This is a genomic window from Afipia sp. MLSD5-FHT05B12 (genome assembly GCF_058793355.1).
The window spans coordinates 1-25,057 of the sequence record NZ_JBXAFS010000026.1 but is presented as its reverse complement, the minus strand read 5'-3'; the positions used below and the strand labels follow the sequence as shown (position 1 = coordinate 25,057).

The following is a 25,057-nucleotide window of genomic DNA, read 5'->3' as shown; positions in this document are numbered from 1 at the left end:
ATCTATCCCAACCACCGCACACGAATCGAACGACAATATCCTCAAGAGGAGTCGCCGGGTAAGAGTCCAGACCGTGAACGTGAATCGCACTGCAAAATAATGGCTGGCCGAGCGATTGTGCGGTGCGATTCGGCCTTTAACGAGGGATCGATTTACCGTCCGGTGGAACCAAATCCGCCGCTGCCCCGATCGGTGGGCGACAGCGATGCGACGACCACCAGATTTGCCTGCGTCACCGCCGCGATGACAAGCTGGGCGATGCGTTCACCGCGCCGGATCGTGAATGGTTCGTCGCCGTGATTGATCAAAAGCACCGAAACTTCGCCGCGATAGTCGGCGTCGACGGTTCCCGGTGAATTGAGAACGGTCACGCCATGCTTGAATGCGAGACCGGAGCGCGGCCGCACCTGTGCCTCATGGCCCGGCGGCACGGCGATCACCAGCCCGGTCGGTACCAGGGCGCGCTGTCCCGGCTGCATCGTCAGCGGTTCACCTTCGGGAACCGCCGCCAGCAGATCGAGGCCCGCGGCATGCGCGGATTGATAGGCCGGTAGCGCAAGGCCCTCAGCGTGTGGCAGGCGTTGAACCTCGACGGTGATGACTGATGTCATTCGGATGATTGTCCAAGGGTGTCGGCGATTTTCGCCACGAGGGCGTCGGCGACTTCCTCTTTCGTCATCACTGGCCAGGAATCAACCGCGATATCGGCTTTATCCCGCGTGAGAATGTGGACGGTGTTGCGGTCGCCGCCCATCACGCCGGACGCGGGCGACACATCGTTGGCGACGATCCAGTCGCAGCCCTTGCGCTTCAGCTTCGAGGTCGCGTTCTCAATCAGATTCTGGGTCTCGGCGGCGAAGCCGATCACGAGGCGAGGCCGGTTTTGTTCGAGCTTCGAGATGGTCGCCAGGATGTCGGGGTTTTCGACCAGTGCCAGCTGTGGCATGCCGCCTGCGGTCTTCTTGATTTTCTGTTCGCCGGCGTTGGCGACGCGCCAGTCGGCCACGGCTGCGGCAAAAATCGCGATGTCCACCGGCAGCGCACGCTCCACCTGCGCCAGCATGTCGCGTGCGGATTCCACATGAATGACGCGAACGCCTGCGGGATCGTCGAGATCGACCGGACCTGAAATCAGCGTCACGTCCGCACCTGCATCGGCTGCGGATGCCGCGATGGCATAACCCTGCTTGCCGGAGGATCGGTTGGCGATATAGCGCACCGGATCGATCGGCTCGTGGGTCGGGCCCGCCGTGATGAGGATCTTTTTCCCCGCGAGCGGTCCTGTCGGAAGCGGGCGCAACATCGCCTCTGCGGCGATGGCGATTTCGGTCGGCTCGGACATGCGGCCGACACCGGCTTCATTCGCCTCCGCCATCTCGCCGGAATTCGGGCCGATGAAGGCGACGCCATCGCGCGCGAGCTGCGCGACGTTGCGTTTGGTCGCGGCATTGGCCCACATCAGCGGGTTCATCGCGGGCGCCACCAGCACCTGACGATTGGTCGCCAGCAGGATCGCGGTGGCGAGGTCGTCGGCCTGGCCTTGCGCCATCTTGGCCATCAGGTCGGCGGTGGCGGGTGCGACGATAATCAGATCGGTATCGCGGGCCAGGCGAATGTGCCCGGCATCGAACTCGCTCTGGGCATCGAACAAGTCCGTGTAGCAGCGCTCATCCGCCAGCGCCCCGGCGGTGAGCGGGGTCACGAACTGCTGCGCGGCGCGGGTCATCACGCAGCGGACATGGATGCCGCGTTCCTTCAGGCGGCGGATCAGGTCGAGCGCCTTGTAGGCGGCGATGCCGCCTCCGATGATGAGCGTGACCCGGGGCAGGCTGGTGGCGGACTGTGCGCGGGTCCGGTGCGGCTGGACCGGAGTATTTCGCGCGGGGCCGGACAGGGCCTTGGCCGGCGCTGGTGCCTCGGCCGCCTCCCGCAGAATCATCCGCACCTCGTCCTCGACCGAACGGCCGGCCCGGGCGGCGCGCAGCCGGAGGCTGGCCTTGAGGGCTTCATCGAGTTTGCGGACGGTCAGGCTGGCCATGACTTGCTCCGATGGAGGCATGTTCCCATACGAGCAATTCATAGCAAATGATGGCAATGCAATCAAATCATGACTGCAATGCTATCATTTCAGCGGATGGACCACAGAATACCGATAAACGTCAGTGCGATCACCCACAGCGCCGCCGTCTGCCAGCGGCTGCGTTTCGCCTCGGCCTTGCCGATGGCGGCGACCGTCTCAGGCGCCAGCACCAGCCCGTCGCGGGTCATCTGGTCGAACTGGTTCAGCACCGCGACCGATCGCGCGGCGATCGCCGGCAGCCCGGCCAGCACCTTGCCGAGGTCGCCAGCGCCATGCACCACGCCTTCGATCTGGCCGAGCGGGCCGAGGTTGCGCGCGATCCATTCGCGCACCACGGGATCGGCGGTGGTCCAGATGTCGAGCTTGGGGTCGAAGCCCCGCGCCACGCCTTCCACCACCACCATCGTCTTTTGAAGCATGATCAGCTCAGGCCGCGTGCGCATATCGAACAGGCCGGTCACTTCGAGCAGCAGCGACAGCAGCTTCGCCATCGAGATTTCATCAGCCGCGCGGTTGTGAATCGGCTCGCCGATGGCGCGGATGGCTTGCGCGAAATTCTCCACCGAATGATGCGCGGGCACATAGCCTGCTTCGAAATGCACCTCAGCGACGCGGCGATAGTTCCGCGTAATGAATCCCAGGAGAATTTCTGCGAGGAAGCGCCGCTCCTTCAGGCCAAGCCGTCCCATGATGCCGAAGTCGACCGCGACCAGCCGTCCGGTGTCGTCGACGAACAGGTTGCCCGGGTGCATGTCGGCGTGGAAAAAACCGTCGCGGAGCGCGTGCCGCAGGAAATTCTGGATCACCTTGCGGCCGAGATCCGGCAGATCGATCTGCGCGGCCTCAAGCTTGGCACGATCGTTCAGCGCGATGCCGTCGATCCATTCCATCGTCAGCACATGATGGCTGGTGCGATCCCAGTCCACCGACGGAACGCGGAAATCATGATCGTCGCGGGTGTTCTCCGCCATCTCCGAGAGCGCGGCCGCTTCCAGCCGCAGATCCATTTCCATCGCTACAGAGCGCGACAGCGTATCGATGATCTCGACCGGACGCAGCCGCCGTGCCTCGGCCGACACCGCTTCCATTTTTCGCGCCGCGAACATGAAGTCGCTGAGATCATGCCGGAACCGGCCGCCGACATTGGGGCGCAGCACCTTCACTGCGACTGTCCTGCGGACGCCGTCCTTCTCCACTTCGGCGCGATGCACCTGTGCGATGGATGCAGCGGCGACCGATTCGCCGAAGCTCGCAAACACCTGTGCCAGAGGCTTCTCGAAGGCGTCGGCGACCACGGCTTCTGCCTGCGCTTGCGGAAATGGCGGCAGGCGATCCTGCAGATTTTCAAGATCGCGCGCCATCGTCACGCCGACGACATCGGGACGGGTGGCGAGAAACTGGCCGAGCTTGACGTAAGTCGGGCCAAGCCGCGTCAGCGCGCGGGACAGCCGTCCGCTTGTCGCCGCGCCGCGCCGCTCGATCAGCCGCGCCATGCGAACCGCGAACTGCGCCTGCGGCGGCATGGTGGATGGATCGGCGAAGCCGAACACGCCTTCGCGTGCGAACACGTAACCCGCTCGCGCCAGTCTCAGGGTATGAGTGATGGCAGAAATCACAAACGCCAGCCTGAATGGAGCGCGACGATGCCGCCGGACATGATGTCGTATTTGACGCGGGAGAAACCTGCTGCGCGGATCATGTCGGCAAAGGCATTGGGTTTCGGAAACTGGCGGATCGATTCGACGAGATAGCGATAGGATTCTGCGTCGCCGGTGACCGCGCGGCCAAGCTGCGGGATCACATTGAACGAAAACAGATCGTAGATCCGATCGAGGCCCGGCACATCGACGGACGAAAATTCCAGACAGAGAAACCGCGAACCGGGTTTCAGCACGCGGTATGCTTCGCTGAGCGCCAGCGGAATTCGGGGCACGTTGCGGATGCCGAACGCGATGGTGTAGGCATCGAAACTCTTGTCCGGGAAGGTGAGGGCTTCCGCGTTGCCTTCGACAAACGACACCTGATGATCGAGATGCTGGGCCACCGCGCGTTCGCGGCCAACGGCGAGCATCTCGCCGTTGATGTCGCAGACGGTCGCCCGAAATCCGTGGCCTGCGGCCCTGGCTGCGCGGAAGGAAATATCGCCGGTGCCGCCGGCCACATCGAGCAGCGCGAACGGCGTATCGGAGCGCGGCGGGTTGAGGGCGGTGATCATCGCCTCTTTCCAGAGCCGGTGCATGCCGCCGGACATCAGGTCGTTCATCAGGTCGTAGCGCTTTGCCACGCTGTGAAACACCTCGTTCACCAGCGTCTGCTTCTCGCCAAGCTCCACATCCCGGAAGCCGAAATGTGTCGTTCCGTCAGGCCGTTCCATACTTTTCCATCCAGGCGGCTTTTTGCGGCGGGACCATAGCGTGTCGCGCCGCAGCGCGCTACATACCTTGCCGGAATGCGCGGATTCGACGCCGCATGGCGTCAAGGTTAATGCGCAAATTGCTTGCGGGGTCGCCGATGCCGATCGAGTTCAGCCGGGTTATTCCAATCCTGCGGATGTTCGATATCGCCAGGGCGCGTGAGTTCTATTTCGATTATCTGGGGTTCAAGGCCGATTTCGAGCATCGTTTTGAGCCGTCGCTGCCGCTGTTCATGGGAATCTCGCGGAGCGGGATCCAGCTTTACTTGAGTGAGCATCATGGTGACGGCTCGCCCGGCGCGCATATCCACGTCGATACCGTTGGCGTTGCCGAGTACCATGCCGAGCTTGCAGCGAAAGGTTACAACTACATGCGGCCGGGCCTCGAGAAGCAGCCGTGGGGTGCCACCACATTGACCGTGTACGATCCGTTCTCCAATCACATCACTTTCAGCGAAGCCGACAAGGCCCCGGCATGAGAGCCGCCGATGCCTGAGTTACCCGAGGTCGAGACCGTTCGGCGCGGCTTGCAGCCGGTGATGGAGGGGCAGCGGATCGCGCGTGTCGAGACCCGCCGCGACGGCCTGCGATTTCCGTTCCAGAAGGATTTTGTCGCGCGCCTCGAAGGCAAGGTGGTCAGCGGCCTCGGCCGGCGTGCGAAATACCTGATGGCCGACATGGAAAGCGGCGATGTGCTGCTGATGCATCTCGGCATGTCGGGCTCGTTTCGCGTGGTGCTTCCCGACGGCGAGAACACGCCAGGCGATTTTCACTATCCGCGCAGCGAGAACCGCACCCACGACCATGTGGTGTTTCACATGGCATCGGGCGCGACGATCTCGTTCAACGATCCGCGCCGCTTCGGCTACATGAAAATCGTGCCGCGCACGGACATGGAATCCGAACCGCTGCTGCGCGGCCTTGGACCCGAACCCCTCGGCAACGAATTCGACGCCGCGATGCTGGCACGGTCCTGCGCGGGCAAGAAGACGTCACTGAAAGCTGCGCTGCTTGATCAGCGCGTGGTCGCGGGTCTCGGGAACATCTATGTCTGCGAGGCGCTGTTCCGCTCGCACCTGTCCCCGAAGCGGCAGGCTTCGACATTGGCCGACCGCAAGGGCGGCCCCACCGATCACGCCAGGCGCCTGGTCAATTCAATTCGCACCGTCTTGAATGCGGCCATCAAGGCAGGCGGCTCGTCGCTGCGCGATCACCGCCAGACCGACGGCGAGCTTGGCTATTTCCAGCATTCGTTTCTGGTCTATGACCGCGAGGGCGAGCCGTGCAAGACGCCGGAGTGCCGTGGCACGGTGAAGCGGTTCACCCAGAACGGCCGTTCGACTTTCTGGTGCCCGACCTGTCAGAAGTGAACTTTGTCGTTTCTGAATGATTGTGTTTCGCGCAATATTCAATGGGTCGTCCCCGCGAAGGCGGGGACCCATAACCACTACGTTCTCGTTTTGGCGAGAATTTCAATATCGCACTCCAAAACTGAATTCAGGGAGTATGGGTCCCCGCCTTCGCGGGGACGACCGGAGAAAGGTCGCGCTACTTCCTCACGCAGACCAGCCGCAGCACCGAGGCCTTGGTATCGGATGCGCCAGCGGTCGGCGTCACACCCTTCGCTTTCAAGAACTCGCGCACGGACTCGGCGGAAACCAGCAACGCTTGCGATGGTAGCGGCGTGCCCGTTGGTCCTGCCACGACCGCGGGCTTGAGCCGCGCGATGCCAGCGAATTTGCCGTCGCTGTCGGTTGCCGCCGCGCCGGAGAAGCCGAGCGCGGGTTCAGGCGAGAGCGATGTCTCCGCACCTGCGGGCGCTGCAGTTGCGGCAACGGAAGTTACGGCGCTGCGCCCGCCCTGGCTTTGCGGATCGGCAATGCCGGTGAGTGTGACACCCGGCTTTGGTGTGCCATTGCCTGCCATCGCCAGCGGCTTCAACCCCGTCGCTCCGTAGATGCGCAGCAGCGCCAGTTCGCGGGTCTCGTCGTCAGCCACGCGTGTCGCATTGCCATAACCCGGCACAGCGATGGTCATGCAGCCGTCGGTGGCCTGACGGTCCGCAACGATGGCGCCATCCGCGCTGGCGATGATGCCGGTGGAGTACTCGACCTTCTTGCGTGGCGGCGGGCTGACCTGCGCGGTGCCGTTGCCGGGGAACGGATTGTATGCGCTCGACATCGCCACCGTGACCGGGATCATGGTGCCTTCGGTGGCCTGGTCGTAGAGGATGGTGAGAACACGGACTTCGTCGTTCCGGGTCTGGCCGCGAATATAGAATTTCTTCAGGCCCTGCGATCCCGACAGCACAAAGAAATCTGGCTTCACCACGCTGTAGTCGGCCTTGCGTGCGTTCAGCCTCTTCTCGCTGGCAGCGACTGTCGCTGTGGTCGCACCAGCTTCCTTGCGGCGCGCGTACTCGATCTGGATGGTGCCGGTGGCGGACGACCATTTGGTGCCGTTGACGTCGCTGACGATCAGCGGCACCAGTTTCGACGGCAGGCCGATCCGCGCGCCGCTGGTCGCGTCACTGACGATCTTCCAGCCGACATTGTCCTGCAATTTTTTCGCGGCTGCGCTGAGCGCTCCGCGCTCCTGCGCGTTCAGCACGCCGGTTTCCTTGGCGCCGTGGTCTTTCTGGAAGGCCTTGATGGCGGCCACCATCCGGTCGCTGGCCTCGCCATTGATGACGCCATTGTAGAGGCTCACCCAGGCCAGATCCGACTGGATTGCGAGACGTTCGGCCTGCTCCATTGCCTTGGCGGTATCGACCGGGGTCTGCACCGCCGGGCGGATCGGCACCGTCGTCACCGGTTTGGGCTTGATCTGCGCCGGCGCCTGCTTGGGCTGCGGCGGCTGCTTGGCCGGTGTCTGTGCGGCGGCGGAGCCGTGCAGGGCTGCCAATATCGCGGCAATGACGAGCGGCAATTTCATGATTGGTCTCGTAGCTGGTAATGAACGCACTCAAGCATAGAGCATGATCCCGAAAAGTGGGTACCGGTTTTCGGACAAGATCATGCTCCAAAATAACGTTAGTTTGTCCGCGACAGCGGCGAGGTGGTTCGAACCGCACGGCTAAAATAAGTTGAAGCAGGAAGGCGACGGCGGGAATGCTGACATCTGAGGAACTGGAGCGCTACGCGCGCCATATCGTGTTGCGCGAGGTCGGCGGTCCCGGTCAGGCTGCGCTGAAAGCCGCCCGGGTGCTGGTGATCGGCGCGGGCGGGCTCGGTGCCCCGGCGCTGATGTATCTTGCTGCGGCGGGGATCGGCACTCTCGGCGTGGTCGATGACGACGCGGTGTCGCTGTCCAACCTGCAGCGCCAGATTATCCACGCCACGCCGGATGTAGGCCGGCCCAAAGTGGACAGCGCGGGGGACAGGATTCTGGCGCTCAACCCCCATGTCGCGCTGCGCCCCCACGCGGTACGGCTGACCGCGGCCAATGCGCTGGATCTGATCGGAAACTACGATGTGGTGGTCGATGGCTCGGACAATTTCGCCACGCGCTATCTGGTGTCGGACGCGTGTTATCTGGCGAAGAAAACCCTTGTCGCCGGCGCGCTCGGTGTGTTCGATGCCTCACTGACCACAATTCGCGCGCACGGAATGGACGCGAACGGCAATCGGAATCCGACCTATCGCTGCCTGTTTCCGGAAGCCCCGCCGCCGGGCACGACGCCGACCTGTGAAGAAGCCGGCGTTCTCGGCGCGCTGGCGGGCGTCCTCGGCTCGATGATGGCGCTGGAAGCCATCCGCGAGATTGTCGGTTTTGGCGAAAGTCTCGTCGGGCGGCTGGTGATGATCGATGCGCGCGCGATGCGGTTCGAGACGTTGCGTTACGCGCGCGATCCGTCAAATCCGCTGAACGGTGACAAGCCGACGATCAGGGATTTATCGGCGCATAAATAGTCCCAAGCATTGTCATTCCGGGACGCGAGCTTGCGAGCGAACCCGGAATCCAGAAATTGTTTTCAATGAACTGTTCGAGATTCCGGGTCAGCCCGCTATGCGGGCTGTGCGGAATGACGTGCGTGTAGCAATGCTCACGCCACGCCTGGCAGCACGCGGTCCGGCGGCTTGTGGCCGTCGAGGAAGGTGCGGATGTTGATCATCACCTTCTCGCCCATCTCGACGCGGCCTTCGATGGTGGCCGATCCCATATGCGGCAGCAGCACGACCTTGCCCGCCTTGGCCAGCCGCACCAGCTTCGGGTTGACCGCAGGCTCGTTCTCGAACACGTCGAGCGCTGCGCCCGCGATCTCGCCGTCCTCGATCAGTTTTGTCAGTGTCGCTTCGTCGATCACCTCGCCGCGCGCGGTATTGATGACGTAGGCATCCTTGCGGATCAGTTTGAGCCGCCGCGCCGACAGCAGGTGGAACGTCGCCGGTGTGTGCGGGCAGTTCACCGAAATGAAATCCATCCGCGCCAGCATCTGGTCAAGGCTGTCCCAATAGGTCGCGCCCAACTCTTCTTCGATCTGCGGCGCGACGGGGCGGCGGTTGTGATAGTGGATCTGCAGTCCGAAGGCATGGGCGCGGCGCGCCAGCGCCTGACCGATGCGGCCCATGCCGATGATGCCAAGGCGTTTGCCGCCGATGCGGTGCCCGAGCATCCAGGTCGGCGACCAGCCCGGCCAGTCCTTGCCTTCGGTCAGGATCGACGCGCCTTCGATCAAACGGCGCGGTACCGCCAGAAGCAGCGCCATGGTCATGTCGGCGGTGTCTTCGGTCAAAACCTTCGGTGTGTTGGTGACCATGATGCCGCGCGCAATCGCCGCAGCCACATCGATGTTGTCGACGCCGTTGCCGAAGTTCGCGATCAGCTTGAGGCGGATGTCCGGCTGGCTGAGCAGCTCGGCAGTGATCTCGTCGGATACCGTCGGCACCAGAATATCAGCGGTGCGAATGGCTTCGGCGAGCTGTTCCTTTGTCATCGGCGTATCGTCGAGATTGAGCCGGGTGTCGAAAAGCTCGCGCATGCGCGTTTCGGTGCTGTCAGGCAGCTTTCGCGTGACCACCACCAGAGGCTTTTTCTTACCCGCAACCATTCTCCGAAGGCCTCCTTAGAGCGTTTTCAAGCGAAGTGGATACTGGTTCGCGTGAAGAAATAATCCCGTAAGCGGAGTCGCCGTTTCCGGACAGTTTGGTCCGGCCGTTCAGTTCACATTAACCGGCCTGTTCGAAGGTAGAAATTCGTTGTCAGTCCGGTGAGCTTTTCGCAGCTTTTCAGGCGCTTGGCCCATGGTCCCTCTCTAGCAGAAGGCCGCGCCAAGACAAGAACCCCAAGGAGCGTGGCGGGTCTTCAAGGCCCTCCCAAGGTTCCTGAAAGCGCGGTCAGTGGCGACCGGGAATGCTGGAGGGCATCACGGACGGCGGGAAGCGGCGGCGGGGCCGCACGAAGGAATGTTGTTATGGGATTTGCTCGGAATTTTGCGTCACTTGTCGGGATTTGTGCCCTCTGGGTCGCGTCATGCGCGCCCGGCCTTGCCGCAAAGGACAAGGACGCCGTGGCGACGGCCAGTGGCCTGCCGGTGCCGCGCTATGTCAGCCTGAAGTCGGATCACGTCAATGTCCGCGCCGGGCCGACCAAGGATCAGGATGTGACCTGGATCTACACGCGCTCGGGTCTGCCGGTGGAAATCACCGCCGAGTTCGAGAACTGGCGCCGTGTGCGCGATTCGGAAGGCGCGGAAGGCTGGGTCTATCACTCGCTGCTGTCAGGCAAGCGCACCGCGGTCGTCACCATGAAGAAGAAGGACGATCTCGCGCCGATCTATGACAGCGCGGATGCAAACAGCGCTGTCGCGGCCAGGCTACAGGCCGGCGTGGTCGTGACCGTCAAGCGATGCAACAACGGCTGGTGCCGCGTCGCCGGCAGCGGTTACGATGGCTGGATCGAGCAGCAGCGGCTGTGGGGCGTCTATGCCGACGAAAAGGTCAACTGACCTCAAAAAGCAGATCACCGGGCAGGGCCCGGCGATCGTATTCTCAAGACAATAAAGATCGGCTCAGCGCTTCTTGCGCAGGCGCACGACCATGTCGATGCGGCTGATCTCGTAGCCTTCCGGCACGTCGGGCATCTTCTGCAACACGAGATTTGGGTCGGGAATGTCGACCAGCTCGTGATTGCTTTCCATGTAGAAGTGATGATGCGCGCTGGTGTTGGTGTCGAAATAGGTCTTGGTGCCGTCGACGCTGACCTGACGCAGCAGGCCGGCCTCGGTGAGCTGGTTGAGCGTGTTGTAAACGGTGGCGAGCGACACCGGCACCTTGGCGTGGGTCGCCTCTTCGTAGAGCATTTCAGCGGTCAGGTGGCGTCCGCCCTTGCCGAACAGCAGCCAGCCCAGTGCCATACGCTGCCGGGTCGGACGCAGGCCGACCGATTGCAACATTTCATTGACGTCATGCCACGGACAGCCGGTGAGCGCCGGCGCATGCCCATGTTGGACGTGCGGCTCGTCGCGCTTGCTCACGGTGGTTACAACGTCATCCATCAGATCACTCGTATACATTGGGGCAGCCGATAGCCGCCCGCTGAGAAGGCTTGTTACCCAATTATAGGAAAGGATGCAGCTACATGCAAGTTTTTCGCAACTAGCGAGGATCGCTTGGGGTTAAAAACGGTCTCGAATCGGGCTGTTACGGCCACTTTGACCCTCGGTGGGCCTATGTTAGAGGTCCCGCGGAGCTGCCGCAGGACCGGCATGTCAAAATAAGGGATCGAGATGAAAGACCGCCGGAACAGCTACTCCTACGAAGAGCTCCTGGCTTGTGGCCGGGGCGAGCTGTTCGGAGCGGGCAATGCCCAGCTGCCGCTCCCTCCGATGCTGATGTTCGACCAGATCACAGAGATCAATGACACCGGGGGCGAGTACGGCAAGGGTCTGATTCGCGCCGAACTTGAGGTCAAACCCGATCTCTGGTTTTTCGGCTGCCATTTCAAGGGTGATCCTGTGATGCCCGGATGCCTCGGACTCGATGCGCTGTGGCAAATGGTCGGCTTTTTTCTTGGCTGGACGGGTGGTCTAGGTCGCGGCCGGGCGCTCGGTCTCAGCGAGCTGAAGTTTTCGGGGCAGGTTCTGCCGCATGTCACCAAGGTCGTGTACAACATCGACATCAAGCGCGTGATGCGCTCAAAGCTGGTGCTGGGCATAGCTGACGGGACACTTTCGGCCGATGGCGAGATCATCTATCGCGCCAAGGATCTCAAGGTCGGGCTATTCCAGCAGGATGCCCCATTGCAGCCGGGAACGTAATGCAGGGTCGATGAAGCTCACGAGGATGAGCTTCGGAATTGCCGGCCATATGGACCGGCTCGGGCAGTCGAAGGCGCAGACGTCAAAGCGCAGCAACTAAAGGCGAGGGATCATGAGGCGGGTTGTGGTCACGGGGATGGGCATTGTCTCTTCCATCGGAAACAACACTCAGGAAGTGCTTGCGAGTCTGTATGAAGCCAAGCCTGGAATTTCGCGGGCCGAGGATTACGTCAAGCTCGGCTTCCGTTCGCAGGTTCAAGGCGCGCCGACACTGAATCCCGCCGAGGTGGTCGATCGTCGCGCCATGCGGTTCCTGGGCGAGGGTGCGGCATGGAATCATGTCGCGATGGAGCAGGCGATCCGCGATTCGGGACTGGAAGAGTCCGATATCGTCAATCCGCGCACCGGCATCATCATGGGATCGGGCGGACCCTCGGCACGCGCCATCGTTGAGGCTGCTGACATCACCCGTACCAAGGGACCGAAGCGTGTCGGCCCGTTCGCCGTCCCCAAGGCCATGTCATCGACAGCGTCCGCGACATTGGCGACCTGGTTCAAGATCAAGGGCGTCAACTATTCGATCTCGTCGGCCTGCGCCACGTCCAACCATTGCATCGGCAATGCCTATGAGACCATTCAGGTCGGCAAGCAGGACATCATCTTCGCCGGCGGGTGCGAGGATCTCGACTGGACCATGTCCGTGCTGTTCGACGCGATGGGTGCGATGTCGTCGAAATACAACGATACGCCGACGACCGCGTCGCGCGCCTACGACATCAGCCGCGACGGTTTCGTCATCGCCGGCGGTGCGGGCGTCGTCGTGCTCGAGGAGCTTGAGCACGCCAAGGCGCGCGGCGCGCGCATTTACGGCGAGATCGTCGGCTACGGCGCGACTTCCGATGGTTACGACATGGTGGCGCCGTCGGGCGAAGGCGCCGAGCGCTGCATGAAAATGGCGCTGTCCACCGTGAATGTCCCGATCGACTACATCAATCCGCACGCGACATCGACGCCCGCGGGCGACCCGCCCGAGATGAATGCCATTCGCAATGTGTTCGGCGCGGGGGACAAATGCCCGCCGATCTCGGCAACCAAGTCGCTGACCGGTCATTCGCTCGGCGCAACCGGCGTGCAGGAAGCGATCTATTCGCTGCTGATGATGAACAACGGCTTCATCTGTGAAAGCGCGAACATTACGGAGCTCGACCCGGTGTTTGCCGACATGCCGATCGTGCGCAAGCGGATTGACGGCGCCAAGATTGGCGCGGTCCTGTCGAATTCTTTCGGCTTTGGCGGCACCAACGCGACATTGGTGTTCAAGCGTCTCGACGCGTAATCATTTTCAGTCTCACCAAAATATCGAGTGGGCGCAGCAGGGTTTGACATGTCCGGATTGATGCAAGGCAAGCGCGGGCTCATCATGGGCGTCGCCAACGATCATTCGATTGCATGGGGTATTGCAAAGACCCTTCACGCCCACGGCGCAGAGCTTGCCTTCACCTATCAGGGCGATGCGCTCGGCAAACGCGTCAAGCCGCTGGCGGACTCGCTAAATGCAGCGCTGGTCCTGCCTTGCGATGTCGAGGACATCGCCAGCGTCGATGCGACCTTCGCCGCGATGAAGGAGAAATGGGGTACGATCGATTTCGTGGTCCACGCCATCGGCTTTTCCGACAAGAACGAACTCAAGGGCCGCTACGCCGACACCACCCGCGCGAATTTCTCGCGCACCATGGTGATCTCGTGCTTCTCGTTCACGGAAGTCGCCAAGCGCGCTTCTGAAATGATGCCGAACGGCGGCTCGATCATAACGCTCACCTTTGGCGGCTCGACCCGCGTGATGCCGAATTACAATGTGATGGGCGTGGCCAAGGCGGCGCTGGAGTCCTCGACGCGTTACCTCGCAGCGGATTTTGGCCGCGCCGGCATTCGCGTCAATGCAATTTCGGCAGGGCCCGTGCGCACGCTGGCCGGTTCTGGAATAGGCGATTCGCGCGCGATGTTTTCGTTCCAGCAAAAACACTCGCCGCTGGGACGGGGCGTCACGCTCGACGAACTCGGCGGCACGGCTCTGTATCTGCTGTCGGATCTGTCCGGCGGCGTGACCGGCGAAATCCACTTCGTCGACTCCGGATACAACATCATCTCGATGCCGCATCCGGATGCGTTGAAGGCCGAAGACAAGGCTGACTAGCCCACGCGCCGGATCCTCATCCCGCTGCGATCACGGTGGCGCGCTGAAACGCGGGGCGCGCCGAACAGGCGTCGATGTAGCGGTCGAATGACGGCCGTGGCGGCACCATCTTGAACAGCCTGATCGCGAAATTCAGTCCTGAACCGATCATGATGTCGGCGGCGGAAAACATATCGCCGAGCAGGAACGGGCCCTTCTCAAGCGCAGCGTCAAGCACGTCGAACACCTGCGTTGCGCTGCCCCACGCCGCGGTCGAGGTCGGCACGTCGATCTTGGTGAAGATCTGGATGATCGCCGGCTCGATGCAGCCCGGCGAGAAAAATAGCCATTGCAGATATTTTCCGCGGCGCGGATCGCCGATGGACGGCGCAAGTTTTGCCTCAGGGTACCGGTCAGCGACATAGGCGCAGATCGCGGAGGCTTCCGCGATGGATACATCGCCGTCTTTCAGCGCGGGCACCTTGCCCATCGGATTGACCGCGAGAAACTCCGGGGTCTTCTGCGCGCCGATTGAAATATCCGTCAGCACCCGTTCGTAAGGCTGTCCGGTCTCTTCCATCAGCCAGAGACCGGAAAACGAGCGCGAGCGCGGCGACCAGTAAAGCTTCATCATTCTCGGTCCTCCCAGACTTTTTTACGTTATAGCCAATTCATAGCAGGATTGTCTCTCGGCGAAGACGCAACGAAAAAGCCCCCGCGATGCGATCGCGGGGACTTTGTTCGTTCTGTCGTCAAGCCGAACGGATTATTCCGCGGCTTGCAGCGTCTTGGGTTGGCCGGTGAGGTCGAAGCGGTCGGCGTTCATCACCTTGGTCCAAGCCTTTACGAAATCCTTGACGAACTTCTCCTTCGAGTCCGCGCTTCCATAAACCTCCGCGATGGCGCGAAGCTGGGAGTGCGAGCCGAAGATCAGGTCGACACGGGAGCCGATCCATTTGACCGCCTTGGTCTTGCGGTCGCGGCCTTCGTACACGCCATCGCCGGCTGGTTGCCATTCGGTATTCATATCGAGGAGGTTGACGAAGAAGTCGTTCGTCAGCGCTCCCGGCTTCTGGGTGAAGACGCCGTGCTTAGAGCCATTGGCGTTGGCGCCGAGAACGCGAAGACCGCCGATGAGGGCCGTCAACTCTGGCGCAGTCAGCGTCAGCAATTGCGCCCGGTCCACCAGCGCCTCCTCGGGCTGCATGAACTGGAGCTTCTTGCTGTTGATATAGTTGCGGAAGCCGTCAGCGCGGGGCTCGAGCGGCGCGAAGGAATCGACGTCGGTCTGCTCCTGTGTTGCGTCCGCGCGACCTGGCGCGAAGGGAACCTTGACGTCGATGCCGGCATCCTTCGCGGCTTTCTCGACCGCCGCGCTGCCGCCGAGAACGATCAGGTCGGCGAGCGATACCTTCTTGCCGAAGCCCTTCTGGATCTCCTCGAGCTTCGCAAGCACGGTCTGGAGCTGAGCGGGCTGGTTGACCTCCCAATCCTTCTGCGGGGCGAGGCGAATGCGCGCGCCGTTGGCGCCGCCGCGCTTGTCGGAGCCGCGGAACGTCGATGCCGACGCCCATGCTGCCGCGACGAGTTGCGGCACGGTGAGACCGGAAGCGAGAATCTTCGCCTTGAGGTCGGCGATATCCTTGTCGCCGATCGGTTGATGATCATTGGCCGGGATCGGGTCCTGCCAGATCAGCGTTTCCTTCGGCACGAGCTTGCCGCGGTAGCGCACGATCGGTCCCATGTCGCGGTGCGTGAGCTTGAACCAGGCGCGCGCGAACGCGTCCGCGAACTGTTCCGGATGCTGGTAGAAACGCCGCGAGATTTTCTCATAAGCCGGGTCGAACCGCAGCGAGAGGTCCGTCGTCAGCATTGTCGGCAGGTGCTTCTTTGACTTGTCGAAGGCGTCGGGGATTGAGGCGTCGGCGTTCTTCGCCTTCCACTGCTTCGCACCTGCCGGGCTCTTCGTCAGTTCCCATTCATACTTGAACAGGTTGTCGAAGAAGTGGTTGCTCCACTTCGTCGGGGTCTGGGTCCATGTCACTTCCGGGCCGCCGGTGATGGCGTCGGCACCAATGCCCGTGCCGTGCTTGCTCTTCCAGCCGAGACCCTGGTTCTCGAGAGCCGCGCCTTCCGGCTCCGGGCCGATCAGCGACGGATCGCCGGCACCATGGGCTTTGCCGAAGGTATGGCCGCCGGCAATCAGCGCAACGGTTTCTTCGTCGTTCATCGCCATGCGGAAGAACGTTTCACGGATATCCTTGGCCGCGGCGATCGGGTCCGGGTTACCGTTCGGCCCTTCCGGATTGACGTAGATGAGACCCATCTGCACCGCGCCGAGCGGTTCGGACAGCTGGCGTTCGCCGCTGTAGCGTTCGTCGCCGAGCCACGTGCCTTCAGGACCCCAATAAAGTTCTTCCGGCTCCCAGACATCGGCACGTCCGCCGGCAAAGCCGAACGTCTTGAAGCCCATCGATTCGAGCGCGACGTTGCCGGTGAGAATCATCAGATCGGCCCAGGAGATTTTCCGGCCGTACTTCTGCTTGATCGGCCACAAGAGACGGCGTGCCTTGTCGAGGTTCGCGTTGTCCGGCCATGAGTTGAGCGGCGCGAAACGCTGTTGACCGGCGCCGGCGCCGCCGCGGCCATCGGTGATGCGGTAGGTGCCCGCGCTGTGCCAGGCCATGCGGATGAACAGCCCGCCGTAGTGACCGAAGTCGGCTGGCCACCATTCCTGGGAGTCGGTCATCAATGCATGCAGATCCTTGATCACGGCATCAAGGTCGAGACTTTCGAATTCCTTGGCATAGTCGAACGCTTCCCCCATCGGATCGGCGGCCGGCGCATTGGTGTGCAGCACACCGATATCGAGGTGTTCGGGCCACCAGTCGCGGTTATGACGGCCTCGTGTATGTGCAACGGGGCACTTGCCTGCGCCTTTGTCATCGGTTTTTGCGTCCATGATCTTCTCCGATTCGTTCTGTGATTTTTGGTTCGCCGGTTTGATCCGATGCGCCGCTCACGTTGGAATGTCTTCCTGCCAAGACCCGGATGCTGTCTCAGGTCTCTGAAATGCGCTCGCTGTTGCTGGGCGTTTCGCCGTGGGCGACGGTACGGTTGAGAACCGTTCCGGCAGAACTTTGGAAGAATTCCAGCATCAGGTCCAGTCGGTTTTTCTTTGCGATCAGATAAGTAATTCTGATCGGCGAACCAATTCTACTGTCGCTGGATGATCGCTTTGTGATTGAAAAAGGGCGGCTGAAAAGCCGCCCTTTTGTTTGAAATTGACGTGTATTGAAAATCTACACCCCGAGCGTGCCGGCCTTCGCCGCGGCATAACGCTCGGAAATCTTCGCCCAGTTCACCGTGTTCCACCACGCCTTGAGATAGTCGGGGCGGCGGTTCTGGTAATTCAGGTAATAGGCATGCTCCCAGACGTCGTTGCCCATCAGCACGCGCTTGCCGTCCATGATCGGAGAGTCCTGATTGGGCCGGGTCTCGATCGCAAGCTTGCCGTCCTTGGTAACCGTGACAAATACCCAGCCAGAGCCGAACTGGCGCCCGCCAGCGGCGTTGAAATCGGTCTGGAATTTCTCCATGCCGCCAAGATCCTTATCGATCGCGGCAAGCACGTCGCCTTCAGGCTTGCCGCCGTTCGGGCCCATGATGCTCCAGAACATGGTGTGGTTGGCGTGGCCGCCGAGATTATTGCGCACCGTGAACCTGATCGAGTCATCCAGCGCATTGATGTTGCCGAGGATGTTTTCGATCGGCACCGCTCCAAGTTGCGGATTTGTCTTGGCTACGGTGTTCATGTTGGCGACGTAGGCTGCGTGATGCCTGTCGTGGTGGATTTCCATGGTCCTGGCATCGATATGCGGCTCAAGGGCGTTTGTCGGGTAGGTGAGAGGCGGCAGCGTGAAGGGGCCGGTGGCGGGCGCGGCCGCCGGAGCAGCGGGAGCCGGTGCAGCCTGCGCAAACACGATGCGCGGCGCGGCAGCGAAGGCTGCGGCCCCGGCGGCAGCGGCGATGAGATGGCGTCGGGATATCGATGACATGGTGGTCTCCCTGATGTGGCAGCGTGATGCGATCCGGTGCGAATGCAGCCGAGCCAACACAGGGCTACGCTGCGGATACAAAGCAAGTTTCGCATGAGGCAAACAAAAAGGGGCGGCAAAATGCCGCCCCTTCGGGTTATCACACAAGTTTGTGAAACAATTACTCAGCGGCGGAAACGCCTTCGGCCTTCTGCTTGGCCTCGAGGTCTTCGCCGGTTTCCTGATCGACAACCTTCATCGACAGTCGAACCTTGCCGCGATCGTCCAGCCCGAGCAGCTTGACCTTGACCTTGTCGCCTTCCTTGACGACGTCGGAGGTTTTCTGCACGCGGTTGGCGGCGAGCTGGCTGATGTGAACCAGACCGTCCTTCGGACCGAAGAAGTTCACGAACGCGCCGAACTCCATCACCTTGACCACGGTGCCGTCGTAGATCTGGCCGACTTCCGGATCGGACGCGATCGACTTGATCCACTTGATCGCGGCGCGGATCGATTCGCCGTTGGCGGATGCCACCTTCACGGTGCCGTCGTCTTCGATGTTGACCTTGGCGCCGGTCTTCTCGACGATCTCGCGGATCACCTTGCCGCCGGTGCCGATCACTTCACGGATCTTGTCGGTCGGGATCTGCAACACTTCGATGCGCGGGGCATGCTCGCCGAGCTCGGCGCGGGCATTGGTCAATGCCTTCGCCATTTCACCGAGAATGTGGATGCGGCCGTCCTTCGCCTGGGCGAGGGCCTGCTTCATGATCGCCTCGGTAATGCCGGCGATCTTGATGTCCATCTGCAACGACGTGATGCCGTTTTCGGTGCCGGCGACCTTGAAGTCCATGTCGCCGAGATGATCCTCGTCGCCGAGAATGTCGGACAGCACCGCAAACCGCTCGCCCTCAAGAATGAGACCCATCGCGATACCGGCAGTCGGCCGCTTCAGGGGAACGCCCGCGTCCATCAGCGCCAGCGAGGCGCCGCAGACCGAAGCCATCGAGGATGAGCCGTTCGACTCGGTGATCTCCGAGACGACGCGCAGCGTATACGGGAATTCGTGATGTGCCGGCAGGACCGGATGGATCGCGCGCCAGGCGAGCTTGCCGTGGCCGATTTCGCGGCGCTTGGTGCCGCCGAGGCGGCCGGTCTCGCCAACCGAGTAGGGAGGGAAGTTATAATGGAGCAGGAAGCGCTCCTTGTACGTTCCCGACAGCGAGTCGATGTACTGCTCGTCTTCGCCGGTGCCGAGCGTGGTGACAACCATCGCCTGGGTTTCACCGCGCGTGAACAGAGCCGAGCCGTGTGCGCGTGGCAGCACGCCGACTTCGGCGATGATCGGACGGACGGTTTTGACGTCGCGGCCGTCGATGCGCTTGCCGGTGTCGAGAATGTTGTTGCGAACGACGTTCGCTTCCAGTTCCTTGAACACGCCGGCGATGCGCAGCTTGTCGTACTTCGGTTCCTGACCTTCCGGGAAGAAATGGTCCATGACCTTCTTCTTCACGGCGCCGACCGCAGCGTAGCGGTCTTGCTTGACCGGAATGGCATAGGCTGTGCGCAATTCGGCTTCGCCGACGCTGCGCATTTCGGTGTCGATCGCGCTGTTGTCGTCAGTCTTGACCTCGCGCGGCTCCTTCGCGGCCTTCTCGGCCAGTTCGATGATTGCCTTGATGACCGGCTGGAAATGCCGATGACCGAACATCACGGCGCCGAGCATGATGTCTTCGTTCAGTTCCTTGGCTTCCGATTCCACCATCAGAACGGCGTCGGCGGTGCCGGCGACGACGAGATCGAGATTGGTATCGGCCATCTCGTCGAGCGTCGGGTTGAGAACGTATTCGTCGTTGATGAAACCGACGCGGGCTGCGCCGATCGGGCCCTGGAACGGCGCGCCGGAGAGAGTCAGCGCAGCGGAGGAGGCCACCAGCGCGAGAATGTCCGGGTCGTTTTCCATGTCGTGCGACAGCACCGTCACGATGACCTGGGTTTCGTTGCGCCAGCCGTCAACGAACAGCGGGCGGATCGGGCGATCGATCAGGCGGGAAACCAGCGTTTCCTTTTCGGTGGGCCGTCCTTCGCGCTTGAAGTAGCCGCCGGGAATGCGGCCGGCTGCGTAGGTCTTTTCCTGATAGTCCACAGTAAGCGGCAGGAAATCGACGCCTTCACGCGGCGCCTTGGCGGCGACGACGGTGGCAAGCACGATGGTCTCGCCGTAGGTGGCGATCACGGCACCGTCGGCCTGACGCGCAATCTTGCCGGTTTCGAGTTTGAGTGGACGTCCACCCCAGTCGATCTCGACTGAATGAGCATTAAACATTGTCTTCGTCTTTCATGGGTTCACGAAAGAACGGACGCCTGAAACACAAAAACCATGCGCAAGATTGCGGGACGCTGATCGCATGCGAATGCGGCGTCAGCGTCCGGCGATCCTGCCATGGTCTTCAGGTTTGGAATGGCGTCCATCCTTTCGATGGTACGGGCATGTTACCCGTTATCGCCCAGCCGCCGGATTGCTGCTGGACACGCCGCGTGGATATTTCAAGGGACCACGCGTTGGAAATGCGTGACGTATTCACACGCCACGCAAAAACGCGCGCAAACCTGCGCGCGTGTATCTCTTAGCGGCGAATGTTGTGCTTCTCGAGCAGCGCCTTGTAACGCGCCTCGTCCTTCTTCTTGACGTAGTCCAGAAGGGAACGGCGCGTGGAGACGAGTTTCAAAAGGCCGCGGCGTGAATGGTTGTCCTTCACGTGGCTCTTGAAATGCTCGGTGAGGTTGGCGATGCGTTCCGACAGGATCGCGACCTGGACCTCGGGCGAACCGGTGTCACCGGTCTTGGTTGCATTCTTCTTGATGACTTCCGCTTTGCGTTCTGCGGCAATCGACATCGTCAAACACCTTCTTTGCGGCCGGGATGAGCTGTCAGCCCGGTCAGGTTGAACACACGCTTGGGGATGAGTTCGCCATTGCCAATCTCGGCGAGGGCCAGAAGCCTTCCTCCGACGGTGGCATAGACTGTGCCGTTTGAAATTGGCGCATCCCGTCCGCGCAACAAAACCGCTTGGCCCCGGTGGAGCCTTGCGGCATCCGCCCGTGTGACGGCCAGTGCCGGGATGTCGTCCAGCGCGGTCTCAACGGGCAAAAGCGCGTCGGCGAGGCTGCCCTCGCCAGACGCGGCTCTATCGCACAAAGCCTCCAGATCTGCCAGTGGAATCATGTCCGCTTCGGTAAAAGGCCCGCAAATCGTGCGCCGGAGCGCGCAAATATGGCCAAAACACCCGAGAATCCGGCCCATATCGCGGGCCAGCGCCCGGACATAGGTGCCCTTGCCGCATTCGGCTTCGAATACCGAGCGGTCGCCATCTAGTTGTTCCACAAGGGTTAATTCGTGAATTTCGACCGGCCGGGGCTGCAACGGGACCACTTCGCCGTCGCGCGCCATGTCATAGGCCCGTTCGCCCTGAATCTTGATCGCCGAATACTGTGGCGGGATCTGTTCGATGGTTCCGGTGAACTGCGGCAGCAGGGCCCGGATCGCCTCGGCGGTGGGCCGGGCAGGGCTGGTCTGGGTGGCGCGGCCCTCGGTGTCGTCGGTGTCGCGCTCCTCGCCCCACTGCACTGTGAAGCGGTAGCGCTTGCGGCCGTCCATCACGAACGGAACGGTCTTGGTGGCTTCGCCGAGCGCAATCGGCAATCCGCCTGAAGCGAGCGGATCGAGGGTGCCGGCATGGCCCGCGCGTTTGGCATTGAACAGGCGCTTGAGCACGGCGACCGCGTGCGTCGACGTCATGCCGATCGGCTTGTCGAGAATCACCCAGCCATGGACGTCACGGCGGTCGCGCTTCTGCTGGCCGCCTTTTTTCTGCTCCCTCCCCCCTTGTGGGGGAGGGTTGGGGAGGGGGGTAGATTGACGCATTGCCGTCCGTTGCTCACCCCCCTCCCGACGCTGCGCGTCGACCTCCCCCACAAGGGGGGAGGTAACCGAAACATGAGTGCCATCCGCCTTGCGGTGCGCATCGGAAAATTTATTTTCGCTCACCGCGTTCGAATCGGCGGATTGCGGTTCGATCGCGCGGTTTGGAACAGTCATCGTCATCAGTCTTGGTCCGAATCTGTCTTGAGGTCTTTTTGAACCGCGGGTGTTCTCAGTAATTTCTCGATCCGTTCTGCTTCGTCGAATCGTTCGTCAACGCGGAAGCGAAGATCAGGCGCAAATTTTAAGTTAACGCGATGCGCGACTTCGCCGCGGAGAAACTTCTTGTTGCGATCGAGCGCGGCGATCACGTCGTCGATGCCACGGCCGCCGAGCGGCATCACATAGATGGTCGCGAGCTTGAGATCCGGCGACATCCGCACCTCGGGCACGGTGATGATGTGACCCTCGAGCGCCGGGTCATGCACGCTGCCTTGTGAAAGGAGATCGGAGATGGCATGGCGCACAAGCTCGCCGACGCGCAACTGCCGCTGCGATGCGCCGGAGGCCGAGCCTTGTGATTTGCCGCGTTGTTGGCGGGGCATGAAGTGGTCCTGAAAATTCAGACGTCATGGCCGGGCTTGTCCCGGCCATCCACGTCCTTGCTGTGAAACTTAATGAAGACGTGGATGCCCGCGACATCCCCGATCAAGTCGGGGACAGGCTCGCGGGCATGACGTCCCGTATTAATTCAACGAACCCGTAAGACTTGGACTTACAGGGAGCGCTGAATGGTCTCCACGCGGTAACACTCGATAACGTCGCCGACCCGCATGTCCTGATAGCTTTCGAATGCCATGCCGCATTCCTGGCCGGACTGCACTTCCTTCACTTCGTCCTTGAAGCGCTTCAGTGTCGAGAGCTTGCCTTCATGCACGACGACGTTGTCGCGGATCAGGCGCACATTGGCGCCGCGTTCCACGCTGCCGTCGGTGACGCGGCAACCGGCGATCTTGCCGACCTTCGAGATGTTGAACACTTCGAGGATCTGGGCGTTGCCGAGCATGGTTTCGCGCAGCGTCGGCGCGAGCAGGCCGGACATCGCCTTTTTCACGTCATCCACGAGATCGTAGATGATGTTGTAGTAACGGATTTCGATGCCGTCCCTCTTGGCGAGGGCCGCCGCTTCCTTGTTGGCGCGGACGCTGAAGCCGATGATGGCGGCATTGAAGCCTTCCGCCAGCGTGACGTCGGATTCAGAGATGCCGCCGACGCCTGCATGCAGGATGCGGGCGGCGACTTCGTCGGTGCCGAGCTTCTCGAGCGAGCCGAGAATGGCTTCCAGCGAGCCCTGCACGTCGGCCTTGATGACCAGCGGGAAGTCCTTGCGGCCCGTGGTCTTGAGCTGCGACATCATCTGCTCGAGCGAACCGCGCATGCCGGCGTTGCTGGCTGCGGATTTCTCGCGCTTCTGGTGCGCACGGTAGTCGGTGACCTGACGGGCGCGGGCTTCGTTCTCGACGACGGCGAGGCGATCGCCTGCTTCCGGCGGGCCGTTGAAGCCGAGCACCTCGACAGGAACCGAAGGTCCGGCTTCCTGGATGGTCTGGCCCTGATCGTTGATCAGTGCGCGCACGCGGCCCATTTCTGCGCCGGCCACGATGATGTCACCGACCCGCAACGTGCCGCGCTGGACCAGAACGGTCGCAACCGGACCACGGCCGCGATCGAGCTTGGCTTCGATCACGGTGCCTTCGGCCGGACGATCCGGGTTGGTCTTCAGGTCGAGCAGTTCGGCCTGCAGCGCGATCATTTCCAGCAGCTTGTCGAGATTGGTCTTGTTCTTGGCCGACACTTCGACGTCGACAACTTCGCCGCCGAAGGACTCGACCTGAACTTCGTACTGCAACAGTTCGGTGCGCACGCGCTCCGGCTTCGCATCCGGCTTGTCGATCTTGTTGATCGCAACGATCATCGGAACCTTCGCCGCCTTGGCGTGGTTGATCGCTTCAATCGTCTGCGGCATGACGCCGTCGTCGGCAGCGACAACCAGAATCACGATGTCGGTGACCTTGGCGCCGCGCGCGCGCATCGCGGTGAACGCGGCGTGGCCCGGCGTGTCGATGAAGGTGATCTTCTTGCCGCTCTCGGGCGACGTGACCTGATAGGCGCCGATGTGCTGGGTGATGCCGCCGGCTTCGCCGCTGACGACATTGGCGTGACGCAGCGCGTCGAGCAGCGAGGTCTTGCCGTGGTCGACGTGGCCCATGACGGTTACGACCGGAGGACGCGGTATCGTGTCCGAAGCATGATCGTCGGCAACGTCGAACAGGCCTTCTTCCACGTCCGACGCGGCTACGCGCTTGACGGTATGGCCCATTTCCTCGGCGATCAGTTGCGCGGTATCGGCGTCGATCACGTCGGTGATCTTGTGCATCGCGCCCTGCTTCATCAGCAGGCGGATCACGTCCACCGCGCGTTCGGTCATGCGGTTGGCGAGTTCCTGAATCGTGATGGCTTCGGGAATCGTGACTTCGCGGATCAGCTTTTCCTTCGGTTCATTGGACGCATGGCCCTTGAGGCGCTGGGTGCGGCGGCGGAACGAGGCGATCGAACGCTCGCGCACGTCATCGGCGTTCAGCGCGGTCGAAATAGTGAGACGCCCGCGCTGTTTCGCAGGTCCAGGCTTGGCGGCCGGCTTCGGCGCAATGACGGGACGAGCCGGACCGCCGCCTGGACGGCGTACCATGCGCGGAGCTTCATCGTCGTCGGAGCCATCGGCGGCGACGGCAGCAGGTCGTGCGGGAGGCGTTGCGGCTGTGCGTGCCGTGGTGGCAGGCGCAGCCGCCTTGGCCGCGGCTTCGGCGCTGCGCTTGGTTGCTTCACGTTCGGCGCGCGCCTTGGCCTCTTCCTCGGCGCGATGGCGTTCTTCCTCGGCCTTCTTGCGGGCTTCGGCAGCTTCGCGCTCCTGCTGTTCCTTGAATTCCTTGGTGTTACGGCGCGCAGCTTCGGCTTCCGCCGCGCGGCGTTCCTCTTCCTCGCGCACGCGCGCATCGGCGAGCGCGCTGGCGCGGGCGCTCTGCTCGTCTTCGGTCAGGGTCTGCAACACAACACCTGATTTGCGGGCGGCCGGACGCACAGGCTCGGGCGCACGCGGCGCGGCCTTCGGAGGCT

The 25,057-nt window shown here is 62.2% G+C and carries 22 protein-coding genes; 7 read left to right on the top strand and 15 right to left on the bottom strand.

Features of this window, described 5'->3' with window-relative positions; translation table 11 throughout:
* Window positions 1-152: 152 nt before the first annotated feature.
* The 4 genes from dut to ubiE all read right to left on the bottom strand — a co-directional run bounded on the left by dut (window position 153) and on the right by ubiE (window position 4,454).
* Window positions 153-611, bottom strand: coding sequence for a dUTP diphosphatase (dut, locus tag AC1Q6J_RS21280; protein WP_492281142.1), 459 nt, complete (start codon window positions 609-611; stop codon window positions 153-155).
* Window positions 608-2,038 carry a bifunctional phosphopantothenoylcysteine decarboxylase/phosphopantothenate--cysteine ligase CoaBC gene (gene coaBC / locus AC1Q6J_RS21275; RefSeq protein WP_492281141.1) on the bottom strand — a complete coding sequence of 477 codons (1,431 nt, stop codon included), beginning with the start codon at window positions 2,036-2,038 and terminating at the stop codon, window positions 608-610. Before coaBC ends, dut begins: the two co-directional genes overlap by 4 nt.
* Window positions 2,039-2,127: 89 nt before the next feature.
* Window positions 2,128-3,696 carry a 2-polyprenylphenol 6-hydroxylase gene (gene ubiB / locus AC1Q6J_RS21270; protein WP_492281140.1) on the bottom strand — a complete coding sequence of 523 codons (1,569 nt, stop codon included), beginning with the start codon at window positions 3,694-3,696 and terminating at the stop codon, window positions 2,128-2,130.
* The gene (gene ubiE, locus AC1Q6J_RS21265) at window positions 3,693-4,454 is read right to left on the bottom strand and encodes a bifunctional demethylmenaquinone methyltransferase/2-methoxy-6-polyprenyl-1,4-benzoquinol methylase UbiE (RefSeq protein ID WP_492281139.1); all 762 of its coding nucleotides are present in this window, start codon (window positions 4,452-4,454) and stop codon (window positions 3,693-3,695) included. Before ubiE ends, ubiB begins: the two co-directional genes overlap by 4 nt.
* Before the next feature lie 137 nt (window positions 4,455-4,591).
* Between ubiE and AC1Q6J_RS21260 the strand changes: the two genes are divergently transcribed.
* On the top strand, window positions 4,592-4,972 hold the full coding sequence (locus AC1Q6J_RS21260) for a glyoxalase superfamily protein (RefSeq protein ID WP_492281160.1): 381 nt from the start codon (window positions 4,592-4,594) through the stop codon (window positions 4,970-4,972).
* A 9-nt stretch (window positions 4,973-4,981) separates the two neighbouring features.
* Complete coding sequence (gene mutM, locus AC1Q6J_RS21255) at window positions 4,982-5,863, top strand: bifunctional DNA-formamidopyrimidine glycosylase/DNA-(apurinic or apyrimidinic site) lyase (RefSeq protein WP_492281138.1); 882 nt, start codon at window positions 4,982-4,984, stop codon at window positions 5,861-5,863.
* Window positions 5,864-6,041: 178 nt separating this feature from the next.
* Here mutM and AC1Q6J_RS21250 read toward each other — a convergent pair whose 3' ends face one another.
* Entirely contained in the window at window positions 6,042-7,427 is a 1,386-nt protein-coding gene (locus tag AC1Q6J_RS21250; protein ID WP_492281137.1) for a peptidoglycan-binding protein, read from the bottom strand.
* A 176-nt stretch (window positions 7,428-7,603) separates the two neighbouring features.
* Between AC1Q6J_RS21250 and AC1Q6J_RS21245 the strand changes: the two genes are divergently transcribed.
* Window positions 7,604-8,404, top strand: a complete 801-nt coding sequence (locus AC1Q6J_RS21245) for a HesA/MoeB/ThiF family protein (RefSeq protein ID WP_492281136.1) — start codon at window positions 7,604-7,606, stop codon at window positions 8,402-8,404.
* A gap of 134 nt (window positions 8,405-8,538) precedes the next feature.
* On the opposite strand, the gene AC1Q6J_RS21240 is transcribed toward AC1Q6J_RS21245, so the two are convergent.
* Entirely contained in the window at window positions 8,539-9,543 is a 1,005-nt protein-coding gene (locus AC1Q6J_RS21240) for a 2-hydroxyacid dehydrogenase (protein WP_492281135.1), read from the bottom strand.
* A gap of 363 nt (window positions 9,544-9,906) precedes the next feature.
* On the opposite strand from AC1Q6J_RS21240, the gene AC1Q6J_RS21235 reads away from it, so the two are divergent.
* Entirely contained in the window at window positions 9,907-10,440 is a 534-nt protein-coding gene (locus AC1Q6J_RS21235; protein WP_492281134.1) for an SH3 domain-containing protein, read from the top strand.
* A 63-nt stretch (window positions 10,441-10,503) separates the two neighbouring features.
* On the opposite strand, the gene irrA is transcribed toward AC1Q6J_RS21235, so the two are convergent.
* Window positions 10,504-10,989: an iron response transcriptional regulator IrrA gene (irrA, locus tag AC1Q6J_RS21230; protein WP_492281133.1), complete on the bottom strand. Its 486-nt coding sequence runs from the start codon at window positions 10,987-10,989 to the stop codon at window positions 10,504-10,506.
* Between the two features lie 231 nt (window positions 10,990-11,220).
* Here irrA and fabA point away from each other — a divergent pair, with 231 nt between their 5' ends.
* From fabA to fabI, 3 genes are all read left to right on the top strand, one after another.
* The gene (fabA, locus tag AC1Q6J_RS21225) at window positions 11,221-11,751 is read left to right on the top strand and encodes a 3-hydroxyacyl-[acyl-carrier-protein] dehydratase FabA (RefSeq protein WP_492281132.1); all 531 of its coding nucleotides are present in this window, start codon (window positions 11,221-11,223) and stop codon (window positions 11,749-11,751) included.
* Between the two features lie 112 nt (window positions 11,752-11,863).
* Window positions 11,864-13,087: a beta-ketoacyl-ACP synthase I gene (gene fabB / locus AC1Q6J_RS21220; RefSeq protein ID WP_492281131.1), complete on the top strand. Its 1,224-nt coding sequence runs from the start codon at window positions 11,864-11,866 to the stop codon at window positions 13,085-13,087.
* Between the two features lie 48 nt (window positions 13,088-13,135).
* Window positions 13,136-13,945: an enoyl-ACP reductase FabI gene (fabI, locus tag AC1Q6J_RS21215; RefSeq protein ID WP_492281130.1), complete on the top strand. Its 810-nt coding sequence runs from the start codon at window positions 13,136-13,138 to the stop codon at window positions 13,943-13,945.
* A 16-nt stretch (window positions 13,946-13,961) separates the two neighbouring features.
* On the opposite strand, the gene AC1Q6J_RS21210 is transcribed toward fabI, so the two are convergent.
* The 8 genes from AC1Q6J_RS21210 to infB form a co-directional block, all read right to left on the bottom strand.
* Window positions 13,962-14,558: a glutathione S-transferase family protein gene (locus AC1Q6J_RS21210; protein WP_492281129.1), complete on the bottom strand. Its 597-nt coding sequence runs from the start codon at window positions 14,556-14,558 to the stop codon at window positions 13,962-13,964.
* 132 nt (window positions 14,559-14,690) lie between these two features.
* On the bottom strand, window positions 14,691-16,886 hold the full coding sequence (gene katG / locus AC1Q6J_RS21205; RefSeq protein ID WP_492281128.1) for a catalase/peroxidase HPI: 2,196 nt from the start codon (window positions 16,884-16,886) through the stop codon (window positions 14,691-14,693).
* Window positions 16,887-17,226: 340 nt separating this feature from the next.
* Window positions 17,227-17,982, bottom strand: a complete 756-nt coding sequence (locus AC1Q6J_RS21200) for a superoxide dismutase (protein WP_492281127.1) — start codon at window positions 17,980-17,982, stop codon at window positions 17,227-17,229.
* A 160-nt stretch (window positions 17,983-18,142) separates the two neighbouring features.
* The gene (gene pnp, locus AC1Q6J_RS21195; RefSeq protein WP_492281126.1) at window positions 18,143-20,287 is read right to left on the bottom strand and encodes a polyribonucleotide nucleotidyltransferase; all 2,145 of its coding nucleotides are present in this window, start codon (window positions 20,285-20,287) and stop codon (window positions 18,143-18,145) included.
* Window positions 20,288-20,588: 301 nt separating this feature from the next.
* Window positions 20,589-20,858 (bottom strand): 30S ribosomal protein S15, encoded by a 270-nt coding sequence (gene rpsO / locus AC1Q6J_RS21190; RefSeq protein ID WP_006023527.1) that lies wholly within the window; start codon window positions 20,856-20,858, stop codon window positions 20,589-20,591.
* Window positions 20,859-20,860: 2 nt separating this feature from the next.
* Window positions 20,861-22,066 (bottom strand): tRNA pseudouridine(55) synthase TruB, encoded by a 1,206-nt coding sequence (truB, locus tag AC1Q6J_RS21185; protein WP_492281125.1) that lies wholly within the window; start codon window positions 22,064-22,066, stop codon window positions 20,861-20,863.
* On the bottom strand, window positions 22,066-22,488 hold the full coding sequence (gene rbfA / locus AC1Q6J_RS21180; RefSeq protein ID WP_492281124.1) for a 30S ribosome-binding factor RbfA: 423 nt from the start codon (window positions 22,486-22,488) through the stop codon (window positions 22,066-22,068). The genes truB and rbfA overlap by 1 nt, the downstream gene beginning before the upstream one ends.
* A 170-nt stretch (window positions 22,489-22,658) precedes the next feature.
* Window positions 22,659-25,057 (bottom strand): translation initiation factor IF-2 (gene infB / locus AC1Q6J_RS21175; RefSeq protein ID WP_492281123.1); only part of this gene is annotated, 2,399 nt, incomplete at its 5' end.

Excerpts from the sequence above, each read along its gene's own strand:
- AC1Q6J_RS21250 (WP_492281137.1), bottom strand. The coding sequence starts at position 7,427 with ATGAAATTGCCGCTCGTCATTGCCGCGATATTGGCAGCCCTGCACGGC.
- mutM (WP_492281138.1), top strand. The coding sequence starts at position 4,982 with ATGCCTGAGTTACCCGAGGTCGAGACCGTTCGGCGCGGCTTGCAGCCG.
- AC1Q6J_RS21235 (WP_492281134.1), top strand. The coding sequence starts at position 9,907 with ATGGGATTTGCTCGGAATTTTGCGTCACTTGTCGGGATTTGTGCCCTC.
- rpsO (WP_006023527.1), bottom strand. The coding sequence starts at position 20,858 with ATGTCGATTGCCGCAGAACGCAAAGCGGAAGTCATCAAGAAGAATGCA.
- fabB (WP_492281131.1), top strand. The coding sequence starts at position 11,864 with ATGAGGCGGGTTGTGGTCACGGGGATGGGCATTGTCTCTTCCATCGGA.
- AC1Q6J_RS21245 (WP_492281136.1), top strand. The coding sequence starts at position 7,604 with ATGCTGACATCTGAGGAACTGGAGCGCTACGCGCGCCATATCGTGTTG.
- dut (WP_492281142.1), bottom strand. The coding sequence starts at position 611 with ATGACATCAGTCATCACCGTCGAGGTTCAACGCCTGCCACACGCTGAG.
- truB (WP_492281125.1), bottom strand. The coding sequence starts at position 22,066 with ATGACGATGACTGTTCCAAACCGCGCGATCGAACCGCAATCCGCCGAT.
- AC1Q6J_RS21210 (WP_492281129.1), bottom strand. The coding sequence starts at position 14,558 with ATGATGAAGCTTTACTGGTCGCCGCGCTCGCGCTCGTTTTCCGGTCTC.
- pnp (WP_492281126.1), bottom strand. The coding sequence starts at position 20,287 with ATGTTTAATGCTCATTCAGTCGAGATCGACTGGGGTGGACGTCCACTC.
- irrA (WP_492281133.1), bottom strand. The coding sequence starts at position 10,989 with ATGGATGACGTTGTAACCACCGTGAGCAAGCGCGACGAGCCGCACGTC.
- fabI (WP_492281130.1), top strand. The coding sequence starts at position 13,136 with ATGTCCGGATTGATGCAAGGCAAGCGCGGGCTCATCATGGGCGTCGCC.
- ubiE (WP_492281139.1), bottom strand. The coding sequence starts at position 4,454 with ATGGAACGGCCTGACGGAACGACACATTTCGGCTTCCGGGATGTGGAG.
- AC1Q6J_RS21260 (WP_492281160.1), top strand. The coding sequence starts at position 4,592 with ATGCCGATCGAGTTCAGCCGGGTTATTCCAATCCTGCGGATGTTCGAT.
- AC1Q6J_RS21240 (WP_492281135.1), bottom strand. The coding sequence starts at position 9,543 with ATGGTTGCGGGTAAGAAAAAGCCTCTGGTGGTGGTCACGCGAAAGCTG.
- rbfA (WP_492281124.1), bottom strand. The coding sequence starts at position 22,488 with ATGCCCCGCCAACAACGCGGCAAATCACAAGGCTCGGCCTCCGGCGCA.
- coaBC (WP_492281141.1), bottom strand. The coding sequence starts at position 2,038 with ATGGCCAGCCTGACCGTCCGCAAACTCGATGAAGCCCTCAAGGCCAGC.
- AC1Q6J_RS21200 (WP_492281127.1), bottom strand. The coding sequence starts at position 17,982 with ATGTCATCGATATCCCGACGCCATCTCATCGCCGCTGCCGCCGGGGCC.
- fabA (WP_492281132.1), top strand. The coding sequence starts at position 11,221 with ATGAAAGACCGCCGGAACAGCTACTCCTACGAAGAGCTCCTGGCTTGT.
- katG (WP_492281128.1), bottom strand. The coding sequence starts at position 16,886 with ATGGACGCAAAAACCGATGACAAAGGCGCAGGCAAGTGCCCCGTTGCA.